The sequence below is a fragment of the Planomonospora algeriensis genome (assembly GCF_977012225.1).
This window is the reverse complement of sequence record NZ_CDRNDK010000207.1, coordinates 1-10,679: the sequence shown is the minus strand read 5'-3', so window position 1 is coordinate 10,679 and position 10,679 is coordinate 1. Positions and strand designations below refer to the sequence as shown.

Sequence of the window (10,679 nt, the reverse complement as noted above, 5' to 3'; positions counted from 1 at the left end):
AGGTCCAGCGCCCCGCCGCCCGCAGCCGGCCGGCCTCCTCGGTCATCACCCGCCAGATGGCCGCCCGGCGGCGCGGGCAGCCGGGTCCCCCGGCCGGGGCGCGCGCAGGCGAGGTAGCCCTCCTCGTCGCGGATGTCCTGCGCCAGGATCACCTGCTCCCACTCGCGCAGCAGGAAGCCCCCGCCGTACGGGAGTCCGGAGCTCCGCGCGGCCGCGTCCCAGGCCCGTTCGAGGTCGGGCCGGGGCACCGTCTGCGGATAGAGACCGAGCGCGCCGCGGACGGTGCGCATGGCCAGACGGTCGATCCCGGAGACCTCGACGCGCCGGTAGGCCCGCTCGTCGCCGACGAGCAGGGCGAGCTGGCGGTCGAGGGCCTCGGCGAGGTTGCGGGCGTAGGTGGTCAGCAGCACCGTCCCGCCGGGCCCGTGCGCGGCGAGCCGGTGCGCGAGGTGGGCGGCCCGGTGCAGGGCGATGGTCGTCTTGCCGGTCCCGGGACCGCCCGAGACCTGGGCCGGGCCGGAGTACGACTCGCGGTAGGCGATGCGGTGCTGCTCGGGGTGGAGGAAGGTCCGCCAGACCACGAACGGGTGGGAGCGCGCGTCGCGCAGCTCGTCCGGCCCGGCCGCCGCGGAGGTGCTCACGCGCGGATGCACTCCTCCGTGTCGCCGGGCGGGTCCCAATCGGGGCCCGCATCCTCGCAGATCCCATGCAGAGGATAAGGGGTGTGTCTATATTCGGGCAAGATGTGTATATTTTCCTTCGATAGAGCCGGATGGCAGGAGGATCTTTCGTGAGGGCATTCCCGCGGGTGCTGTTCGACGAGGCACACAGCGAGTCGTGGACCATCCGGCGGGAGGTGGCCGAGACGATGAACCCGGGCCACCCGGACGACAACAGCTACGCCCGCGCCGCCGGACTGCTCCGCCGCCTGGGCCACACCGTCACCGCGCACACCGGGAGCGCCGCCGGAGGCGGGGGTGCGATCACCCCGGCCGTCCTCGACGGCGCCGACGTGTTCGTGATCGCGCACCCCTCCGCCGGCCGCTGGGAGCGCACCACCGGCCTGGGCAGCCCGGTCTTCCTCGCCGAGGAGCTCGACGCGATCGAGACCTACGTCGCCGGCGGCGGCGGCCTCGTCGTGCTGGCCGAGTGCGAGCAGGACAAGTACGGCAGCAACCTCGCCGACCTCCTCGACGTCTTCGGCGTCCGCGTCGAGCACACCACCGTGCAGGACCCCCGCAACGCCCACAACGGCGTGGCCTCCTGGGTGATGGGCGTGCCCGGCGAGACCGGCAGGGAGGACCTCCTGGCCGGGGCCCGCCGCGCCTGCTTCTACCGCGCCGGGGTCCTGACCCCGAGCCCCGAGCTCGCCCCCGGCGACGTCACCGTGCTCTTCTCGACCTCCCCGACCGCCGACCCCGCCGACCGCCCGCTCGCGCTGGCCGTACGGCACGGCAGGGGGCGGGTCGTCGTGGTCGCCGACTCCGACCTGTTCGGCGACGACTCGATCGACGAGTACGACCACGCCGCGCTCTGGGGCAACCTCGTCACCTGGGCCGCCCGGGTCCCCGAGCGGGCCGAGCGGGCCGGCGGCGACGCCCGCGCCGCCTTCGCCGGGCTCAAGGACGCGGTCGAGCGGCTCCAGCCGCTGCAGGCGAAGGACGGCTCCATCGAGGGGGACCGCGACCTGGCCGTCGCGCTGATCTCCGAGATCGTCGACCGGACCGCCGAGCTGGCGCCGCGCTTCCCGCACGACGCGGCCTACCTCGACGCGGTCGTCGCGGACTTCGGCAAGTGGGTCGCGCAGGGCCTCGGCGTCCCCGACTTCCTCGACTCGCTCAACGCCTTCCACCCCGACGCCCAGCGGGTCGACGGCCTGGAGCACCTCGTCGTCTTCCCGATGTACACGCAGAACGGCAGTACCCGCCGGCACGTCGAGGCCGTCTGGATCCGGACCGTCTGGCCGCAGTGGCTCGCCGAGCTGGAGGACGCCCGCTACGACAACCCGATGTTCGTGCCGATCGCCTTCGAGGACTTCACCTCCGGCTACGACACCGACTCCGCGGTGCTCTTCCCCGAGACCGTCGCGGTCCGCGAGACGCCGGCCCGCTTCACCTGGGGCGGCATCTTCTGCGACCGCGAGGCCGCCCGCTTCCGCCGGGTCGGCAGGGCCGCCGCCGACACGCTCAAGCTGGCCCTGCCGCCGGACGCGGCGCGGCTGCTGGAGTCGCAGGAGCTGGCCCAGGACACCTTCGTGCTCTGGGACCTGATCCACGACCGGACCCACAGCCACGGCGACCTGCCGTTCGACCCGTTCATGATCAAGCAGCGCATGCCGTACTGGCTCTACTCCCTGGAGGAGCTGCGCTGCGACCTGACCGCGTTCGGCGAGGCGGTGCGGCTGGAGGCCGAGGGCGTGCCGCACGCCCGCTACGTCCAGCACGCCATCCTGTTCGACCGGCTGTTCCGCTTCCCGATCACCGGCGGCCGGGTCCGCAACTACGACGGCCTCGGCGGTCAGCTGCTCTTCGCCTACCTGCACCGCAACGACGTCGTCCGGTGGACCGACAACCGGCTCAGCGTCGACTGGTCCCGGCTCGCCGGGGGCGTGGCCGACCTGCGCGGCGAGGTGGAGAAGCTCTACCGCGACGGCATCGACCGCTCCAAGCTGGCCCACTGGCTGGCCGCGCACGAGCTCGTCGCCGCCTACGTCGAGCCGCACCCGGCCTCGGTCTGGGCGAAGGGCGTGGACGCCCTGCCCGCGGACGGCTTCCCGAAGGCGGTGGTGGACGCGGTGCTGCCCGACGAGTTCCCGCTGAGCATGTTCTACGAGGCCCTGCGCCGTAAGCTCGGCGAGGTCGTCGACTCCACGAAGGGGATCCGAGCATGATCATCATCATCGCGGGCGCGGCGGGCCCCGCGGGCCAGGCCGCCGTCCGCCGCTTCACCGCCTCCGGCCACACCGTCATCGGCGTGGACAAGTCCGGCGCCGACGGCACGCTCGCGGTCGACCTGCTCGACTTCGAGGCCGTACGGAGGCTCGCCGCGGACGTCCGGGCCGAGCACGGCCGCGTCGACGGCCTGGTGCACCTGGTCGGCGGCTGGCGCGGGTCGAAGACCTTCGCCGAGACGAAGCTGGAGGACTGGGACCTCCTGCACGACCTGCTGGTGCGCACCCTCCAGCACGTCACCCTGGCCTTCGAGCCGCTGCTCAAGGAGAGCGGGCGGGGCCGGTTCGCGATCGTCTCCGCCAAGGCCGCCGAGCGGCCCACCCAGGGCAACGCGGCGTACGGCACCGCCAAGGCCGCCGCCGAGGCCTGGACCCTGGCCTTCGCCGACGCCCTGGAGGGGACCGGCGCGACCGCGAACATCCTGGTCGTCAAGGCGCTCGTGCACGAGGGCATGCGCGCGGCGGACCCCGACAGGAAGTTCCCCGGCTTCACCGACGTCGACGACCTCGCCGCGGCGATCGAGGGCCTGTGGGACACCGAGGCCAACGGCACCCGAATGGACCTGACGCAGTGACGGACGAGACCACGGACACGACCACGGCGAGCGCGACCACGGACGCGACCACGGACGCGACCACGGGCGCGGTGACCGGGATCGCGGACGCCGCGCCGACCGGCGCCGTCCGCAGGCACGACCCGGCGGTGAAGGGCTTCGCCAGCGACAACTACGCCGGAGTCCACCCGGAGATCCTCGCCGCGATCGCGCTCGCCAACGGCGGGCACCAGACCGCCTACGGCGACGACGTCTACACCGAGGCCCTGCAGGAGGTCTTCCGCGCCCACTTCGGCCCGGCCGCCCAGGCCTGGCCGGTGTTCAACGGCACCGGCGCCAACGTGGTCGCGCTGCGCGCGATGACCGCGCACTGGGAGGCCGTGGTCTGCGCCGAGTCGGCGCACATCCACACCGACGAGGGCGCGCGCCGGAGCGTACGGCGGGGCTCAAGCTGCTGCCCGTGGCCACCCCGGACGGCAAGCTCACCCCCGAGCTGATCGACCGGCAGGCCTGGGGCTTCGGCGACGAGCACCGCGCCCAGCCGAAGGTCGTCTCGATCACGCAGACGACCGAGCTGGGCACGCTCTACACGCCGGAGGAGATCAGGGCGATCTGCGAGCACGCCCACGGGCTCGGCATGCTCGTCCACCTCGACGGCGCCCGGATCACCAACGCCGCCGCCGCGCTGGACGTGCCACTGCGCGCCTTCACCGCGGACGCCGGGGTGGACGTGCTCTCCTTCGGCGGGACCAAGGCCGGGATGATGTTCGGCGAGGCCGTCGTGGTGCTGAACCCGGACGCCGTGCGCGGCCTGCGCTACCTGCGCAAGAGCGCGATGCAGCTGGCCTCCAAGATGCGGTTCGTCTCGGTGCAGTTCGAGGCGCTGCTCGCCGGGGACCTGTGGCTGCGCAACGCCCGCAACGCCAACGCGATGGCCCGGCGGCTCGCCGACGCCGTCCGGGACGTGCCCGGCGTGGAGATCCCGCGCCCGGTCGAGGCCAACGCGGTCTTCGCGATCCTGCCGGGGGACGCCACCGAGCGGCTGCAGAAGCGCTTCCGCTTCTACACCTGGAACGAGGCCACCGGCGAGGTCCGCTGGATGACCGCGTTCGACACCACCGAGGCCGACGTCGACGCCTTCGCCGCCGCCGTCGCGGAGGAAGTACAATTCCCGGCATGAATCACCGCAGTCCGGGTCTGTGGCGGGCCGCCTTCCGGCGGACCCGCTAGCCAGCCCTGACTGCGCACGAAAAACGGCCGCCGTTCACCGGCGGCCTTTTTCTTCTTCCCGCGGCCGGTGGCCCGGCGGTCCCTCACCGAAGGAAGGGACCCACCATGACCAAACGCGTCTTCTCCGCGTTCAAGCCGACCGGCCGGCTGACCCTCGGCAACTACCTCGGCGCGATCCTGCCCGCCGTACGGCTCCAGGACGAGGCCGATTGCGTCTACGCCGTCGCCGACCTGCACGCCCTGACGATCAGGCACGACCCCGGACGGCTGCGCGCCCGCACCCGCGAGGCGGCGACCCTGCTGCTCGCCTGCGGCCTGGACCGCTCCGGGGTCTACGTGCAGTCGCGGGTGCCCGCCCACACGGAGCTGGCCTACCTGCTGGAGAGCACCGCCCACTACGGCGAGATGCGCCGGATGATCCAGTTCAAGGAGAAGTCCGCAGCACAGGAGGAGGTACGGCTCTCGCTGCTGACCTACCCCGCCCTCATGGCGGCCGACATCCTGCTGCACCGGGCGGACCTGGTCCCGGTGGGTGAGGACCAACGCCAGCACGTCGAGCTCACCCGGGACCTGGCCCTGCGCTTCAACCACCTGTACGGCGAGACCTTCACGGTCCCCGAGGCCGTGCACCCGCGCCTGGCCGCCCGCGTCATGGACCTGGCCGAGCCCACCGCCAAGATGGGCAAGTCCGACGGCTCCGCCGCGGGGACGGTCCACCTGCTGGACGAGCCGGCCGACGTCCGGCGCAAGATCATGCGGGCGGTCACCGACTCCGGTACGGAGGTCCGCCACGACCCGGCGGCGAAACCGGGGGTGTCGAACCTGCTCGCCCTGCTCGCCGCCTGCACCGGGCGGCCGGTCGAGTCGCTCTCCTACCCCTCCTACGGCGCGCTCAAGAAGGACGCGGCCGAGGCGGTCACCGAGACGCTGGTCCCGATCCGGCGGCGTTTCGACGAGCTCTCGGCCGATCCGGCGGAACTCGACCGGATCCTGGAGGAGCACGCCGCCCGGGCGGCCGGGCGCGCCTCGGAGGTCCTGGCGGCCGCCCGCCGGGCGATCGGCCTGACTTGAGGCGATCGGCCTGACCTGAGGCCGTGTCTCCGGCCGGGCCGCAGCTCGGCCGGAGACACGGATGACCGCCCCAGCCGGGGCCCGGTCCGAGGGCCGGAGCGGTCCCCGGACCGGCCGCGGACGGATCCGCGTGGTCAGTGCTTGTGGCCCGTCTCCTGCTCGTACTGGGTGAGCTGCTGCTCCAGAGCCTTCATCAGCTCGAACACCTGGCTCGGGGGGATGCGGATCCGGCTGACGATCCGGGTCGGCACGCTGACGAAATGCTGGCCCGACGAAGGGTCGTTGGCCAGCTGGGGCGGTCTGGTGATCACCGCGAAGTCCAGGACGAAACCATCCTGGGTGTGCCACACCGAGGCGAAGTTGGCGTACTGCCCCATCTCGACCTCGGCGGAGATGCTCACCTCCAGGCGGTTCTCCGGCTCGTCGTTCACCACTTAAGTCTCCTCCGGCCAGATCGGTTCCGCCATGCCGCCCCGGCCGGAATCCGGCCGCGCAGGGAACACGCTGACGCTATTCACATGTATGCCTGACTCATTGCCGTATGGACGGCAGCGGCTGGGCACCCCGCTGCTTCAGCATGTCCGTCATCAGTTTGATCTCTCCGTCCTGCGTGTTCACGATGTGCCGCGCCATCGTGACCACCTCGTCACGATCGGAGAGCTTCAGCAGGGCCTCCGCCATCTGCACTCCGCCCTCGTGGTGGCGGATCATGAGCTGGAGGAAGAGGATCTCCTGCTCCCTGCCGGTCGCCTTGCGGAGCCGGTCGAGCTCCGCCGCGCTCGCCATGCCCGGCATGGCGGCCGGGACGCCGGCCGTACCGCCGTGACCGTGACCGGCCATCCAGGCCATCGACGGCCGCTCGGTCGCCTGGCCGAGCTCCCACTGCTGCAGCCAGCCCATGAACATGCCGCGCTGGGCGGTCTGCGTGACGATGATGTCGTAGGCGAGCAGGCGGAGCGCGTCATCGGAGCTGCCGTCCCTGGCGATGAACGACATCTCCACCGCCTGGGCGTGGTGGGAGGCCATGTCGCGGGCGAACCCGGCCTCGGCGGAGGCGTCGGTGGGCTCACCGGTCCGGCCCAGGACGAGCACCGCGGCGGCGAGCGCGACGAGGCAGGCCAGAGCCGCGGCGACGATCAGGCGCCGCCTGGGGTTCGGAGTGCTGCCGACGGGATTCTCCATTGCCCGCCAAGCCTACTCATCCCGGCCGACCCCGCGGTGTCACGTCCCTCGCATCCCTTATTCTCCACATACGCCACTAGGGCATAAGGTGACCCGGAGCTGGTTGCCGGGTGGAGGATCGATGTCAAAGGACAAGGCGCAGGCGCGGCGGGAGACGCTCGCCAGGATGCGCGCGGATCAGAAGGCCAAAGAGCGCAAGACCGCTCTGATGATGTGGGGCGGCGGAGGCCTCGTCATCCTCCTGCTCGTCGGGCTGGTCGGCTTCTACCTGGTCGACCAGGCGGGCAAGACCTCGCTGGACGCGGTCACCAGCGCCAAGTACCCCGGTAGCCTCCACGTCCAGACCAAGGTCTCCTACAAGGAGAACCCGCCGATGGGCGGGGAGCACCACCCCGCCTGGCAGAACTGCGGGATCTACGATGCGCCGATCAACAACGAGAACGCCGTGCACTCGATGGAGCACGGCGCCGTGTGGATCACCTATCAGCCGGACCTGCCCAAGGACCAGCTGGACATCCTCAAGGAGCTGGCCTCCAAGGACTACATGCTGCTGAGCCCGTACCCCGGCCTGCCCGCCAAGGTCGTGGTCAGCGCCTGGAACAAGCAGCTCAGGCTGAACGGCGCCGACGACCCGCGCCTGCCCAAGTTCATCGCCAAGTACAAGCAGGGTCCCGAGACGCCCGAGCTGGGCGCCTCCTGCGACAGCGACGTGACCACCACGACCGCCGAGCAGCCGATCCCGACGGCCAGCCCGAGCCCTTCGGCGGCGCCGCACGAGGACCCGACCGCGACCCCGGCGCCGAGCGCCACGCCAACGTCCTGACCCGGGCGGCCCCGGGAGGCGGATGAGGGCGGCTGCGGAGGACCCGCGCCGTCCTCTCCGTCTCCGGGCCGGCCCGGTCGCTCCGGCCGGGCTTCCCACGGGAGAGAGCGGCCCCGGAGACCCGGGCCGCCGCCGGACGGCCGGGGTCCGCGTTGACAACCCCCAGGTGTGCTCTAGCCTGGTGGGCGAGGGGAGTACTTCCCAAGCGCCGGCCCGGTCAATACGGATGCCCCAGAGCATCCTCGGGCGGCCGCCCACGCGGGTGAAGGAGACCTCGAACGATCACGCACGTTCGAGGAGACGTCATGCCCGTTGAGGCAGGCATGCTCGCAGCAGATCTTCAGACGATCGGCTCGCCGGGGATGTGGACGATCAGTGTCATCGTCCTGCTGCTGCTGTTCGCGCTCGACTCCCTGCTGACCCGGCGCCCGCACGAGGTGCGGATGCGCGAGGCGGTCGGCTGGTCGGTCTTCTACCTGGCGCTGCCCCTCGTCTTCGGCGTCTACCTCTGGGTGGACCACGGCTCCACCGTGTCGGTGGAGTTCTTCACCGGCTACGTGGTGGAGAAGTCGCTGTCGGTGGACAACCTGTTCGTGTTCATGCTGCTGCTGGCCGCCTTCGCGGTCCCGGCGGCCCTGGCCCAGCGGGTCCTGCTGTACGGCATCGTCGGGGCGCTGGTACTGCGCGTGGTCTTCATCGCGCTCGGGGCGGCCGTCCTGCAGAGCGGCACCTGGGCGTTCCTGCTCTTCGGCGGGGTGCTGATCGTCACCGCGGTGAAGATCCTCCGGGACGCGCTGGGCGGGCACGAGCAGGAGGTCGACATCTCCTCCATGCGCACGGTCCGGCTGCTGCGGCGCTTCATGCCGGTCACCGATGACTACCGGGGTTTCCGCATGGTGGTCCGCGAGGGAGGCCGCCGCGCCCTCACCCCGCTCGCGCTGGCCGTCGTGGCCGTCTTCGCCACCGACATCGTCTTCGCCGTCGACTCTGTGCCCGCGGTGTACGGCGTGACGGAGGATCCGTACATCGTCTTCGCCACGAACGCCTTCGCCCTGCTGGGCCTGCGGGCGCTCTACTTCGTCCTGCAGGGCGTCCTGACGAAGCTGCGCCACCTCAACCACGGGCTCAGCGTCATCCTGGCCTTCATCGGGGTCAAGCTCATCCTGCACTGGGCGCACGGCATCTGGACGTGGCTCCCGGAGATCCCCACCCCGGTCTCGCTGGGGGTCATCATCGGCGTCCTGGCCACGGTCACGGCCACGAGCGTGTACGCCAACCGCCGCGACGACCGCCGCGACCCGGACGCGGTCTCCTCCGCCGCCGGGCGCTGACCGAAGCCGCCGAGTCGTCAGGGGAGGATCCGCTCCAGGGGCACCGCCTCCAGCCCGTGCGTCTCGGCCACGGGCCGGTTGGTCAGGTGCCCCTCGTGCGTGTTCAGGCCCAGCGCCAGCGACGGGTCGCGGCGCAACGCCTCCCGCCAGCCCAGCTCTGCGATGGACAGGGCGTAGGGCAGGGTCACGTTGGTCAGCGCGTAGGTCGAGGTGTGCGGGACCGCGCCCGGCATGTTGGCCACGCAGTAGAACACCGAGCCGTGCACACGGTAGGTGGGGTCGGCGTGGGTGGTCGGCCGGGAGTCCTCGAAACAGCCGCCCTGGTCGATGGAGATGTCCACCAGGACCGAACCGGGCCGCATCCGGCTGACGAGTTCGTTGGTGACCAGGGTGGGGGCCTTCGCGCCGGGCACCAGCACGGCGCCGATGACCAGGTCGGCCTCCAGGACGGCACGCTCGATCTCGTAGATGTTCGAGGCGATCGTACGGCAGTGGCCCCGGTAGACGGCGTCGGCCTGGCGGAGCCGGTCGATGCTCCTGTCCAGCAGCACCACCTCGGCGTGCATGCCCAGCGCGATGACGGCGGCGTTCATGCCGGACACCCCCGCGCCGATCACCACCACCCTGGCCGCGTGCACGCCCGGCACCCCGCCCATGAGCACGCCGCGCCCGCCGCCCTGCCGCATCAGGTGGTACGCCCCCACCTGCGGGGCGAGCCGTCCCGCCACCTCCGACATCGGCGCCAGCAGCGGCAGGCGGCCGTCGGGGGTCTGCACGGTCTCGTAGGCGACGCCCGTGACCCCGGCGTCCAGCATGGCGCGGGTGCAGCCCTCGGAGGCGGCCAGGTGCAGGTAGGTGAACAGGACCTGTCCCTTGCGCATCCGGTGGTACTCCTCGGGAACGGGCTCCTTCACCTTCAGGATGAGCTCGCCCTCCGCCCACACCTCGTCGGCCGAGTCCACGATGGTCGCGCCGGCGCTCTCGAAGGAGGAGTCGGGGATGGACGACCCGGCCCCGGCGTCCTTCTCCACGAAGACCCGGTGGCCCTGCCGGACGAACTCGTGGGTTCCGGCCGGGGTGAGCGCCACGCGGTACTCGTGGTTCTTGACCTCTCGGGGAACTGCGATCCTCACGACTCCTCCAGGGGTTCGCCGCCTGCGGTCCTCCTTCACTCTGCGTTCCCGGGGAAGCGGCCACCATGCCCAGGGTGGAAGGAATCGAGCGGCCTTGGCGACGATCTGTCAACGGCCGCAGCTCATCGGGTTCTCTCAACCGGCCTTTACCGGCTGATTACGTACTCTCTGCGGAGATCGGTAGGCTCGCGCCAGCACACGTGGAGAACGCGGGGATATGACGATGGGGAAGCACTCGGGACCCGGTGGGACGCCGGAGCCGCAGGGACCTCCACCTGTTCCCTCCGGTCCGCCCGGCTCCGGGACCCGGCCGGTTCCGGGACCGGTCCCCGGCGCGCCGCCGTCCGGCGCTCCCGGGCAGGTCCCCGGAGGCGCGGTCCCCGGTGACCCCGGGCGGGAGCCGGT

9 protein-coding genes and 1 pseudogene are annotated in these 10,679 nt (G+C 71.7%); 6 read left to right on the top strand and 4 right to left on the bottom strand.

Going from position 1 to position 10,679, the window contains the following annotated elements; translation table 11 throughout:
- The coding region (locus ACWJ6R_RS20665; RefSeq protein WP_449063810.1) for a UvrD-helicase domain-containing protein at positions 1-641 on the bottom strand (641 nt) is incomplete at its 3' end.
- Positions 642-790: 149 nt separating this feature from the next.
- Here ACWJ6R_RS20665 and ACWJ6R_RS20660 point away from each other — a divergent pair.
- The 4 genes and pseudogenes from ACWJ6R_RS20660 (at position 791) to trpS (ending at position 5,805) form a co-directional block, all read left to right on the top strand.
- Positions 791-2,890, top strand: a complete 2,100-nt coding sequence (locus tag ACWJ6R_RS20660) for a DUF6421 family protein (protein ID WP_449063809.1) — start codon at positions 791-793, stop codon at positions 2,888-2,890.
- The gene (locus ACWJ6R_RS20655) at positions 2,887-3,525 is read left to right on the top strand and encodes an SDR family NAD(P)-dependent oxidoreductase (RefSeq protein WP_449063808.1); all 639 of its coding nucleotides are present in this window, start codon (positions 2,887-2,889) and stop codon (positions 3,523-3,525) included. Before ACWJ6R_RS20660 ends, ACWJ6R_RS20655 begins: the two co-directional genes overlap by 4 nt.
- A pseudogene (locus ACWJ6R_RS20650) lies at positions 3,480-4,684 on the top strand (threonine aldolase family protein). Before ACWJ6R_RS20655 ends, ACWJ6R_RS20650 begins: the two are co-directional and overlap by 46 nt.
- A 155-nt stretch (positions 4,685-4,839) precedes the next feature.
- Entirely contained in the window at positions 4,840-5,805 is a 966-nt protein-coding gene (trpS, locus tag ACWJ6R_RS20645; RefSeq protein WP_449063807.1) for a tryptophan--tRNA ligase, read from the top strand.
- Positions 5,806-5,939: 134 nt separating this feature from the next.
- Here trpS and ACWJ6R_RS20640 read toward each other — a convergent pair whose 3' ends face one another.
- Both ACWJ6R_RS20640 and ACWJ6R_RS20635 read right to left on the bottom strand, forming a co-directional pair.
- Positions 5,940-6,236, bottom strand: coding sequence for a DUF3467 domain-containing protein (locus tag ACWJ6R_RS20640; RefSeq protein ID WP_068894489.1), 297 nt, complete (start codon positions 6,234-6,236; stop codon positions 5,940-5,942).
- A 100-nt stretch (positions 6,237-6,336) separates the two neighbouring features.
- Complete coding sequence (locus tag ACWJ6R_RS20635) at positions 6,337-6,987, bottom strand: DUF305 domain-containing protein (RefSeq protein WP_449063806.1); 651 nt, start codon at positions 6,985-6,987, stop codon at positions 6,337-6,339.
- 121 nt (positions 6,988-7,108) lie between these two features.
- On the opposite strand from ACWJ6R_RS20635, the gene ACWJ6R_RS20630 reads away from it, so the two are divergent.
- Together ACWJ6R_RS20630 and ACWJ6R_RS20625 are read left to right on the top strand one after the other, a co-directional pair.
- Positions 7,109-7,810 carry a DUF3105 domain-containing protein gene (locus tag ACWJ6R_RS20630; protein ID WP_449063805.1) on the top strand — a complete coding sequence of 234 codons (702 nt, stop codon included), beginning with the start codon at positions 7,109-7,111 and terminating at the stop codon, positions 7,808-7,810.
- Between the two features lie 305 nt (positions 7,811-8,115).
- Positions 8,116-9,141, top strand: a complete 1,026-nt coding sequence (locus ACWJ6R_RS20625) for a TerC/Alx family metal homeostasis membrane protein (RefSeq protein ID WP_449063804.1) — start codon at positions 8,116-8,118, stop codon at positions 9,139-9,141.
- Positions 9,142-9,158: 17 nt separating this feature from the next.
- On the opposite strand, the gene ald is transcribed toward ACWJ6R_RS20625, so the two are convergent.
- On the bottom strand, positions 9,159-10,274 hold the full coding sequence (ald, locus tag ACWJ6R_RS20620; protein WP_449063803.1) for an alanine dehydrogenase: 1,116 nt from the start codon (positions 10,272-10,274) through the stop codon (positions 9,159-9,161).
- Positions 10,275-10,679: the final 405 nt, after the last annotated feature.

Coding starts and splice junctions, on each gene's coding strand:
- ACWJ6R_RS20655 (WP_449063808.1), top strand. CDS start 2,887: ATGATCATCATCATCGCGGGCGCGGCGGGCCCCGCGGGCCAGGCCGCC.
- ACWJ6R_RS20630 (WP_449063805.1), top strand. CDS start 7,109: ATGTCAAAGGACAAGGCGCAGGCGCGGCGGGAGACGCTCGCCAGGATG.
- ACWJ6R_RS20635 (WP_449063806.1), bottom strand. CDS start 6,987: ATGGAGAATCCCGTCGGCAGCACTCCGAACCCCAGGCGGCGCCTGATC.
- ACWJ6R_RS20625 (WP_449063804.1), top strand. CDS start 8,116: ATGCCCGTTGAGGCAGGCATGCTCGCAGCAGATCTTCAGACGATCGGC.
- trpS (WP_449063807.1), top strand. CDS start 4,840: ATGACCAAACGCGTCTTCTCCGCGTTCAAGCCGACCGGCCGGCTGACC.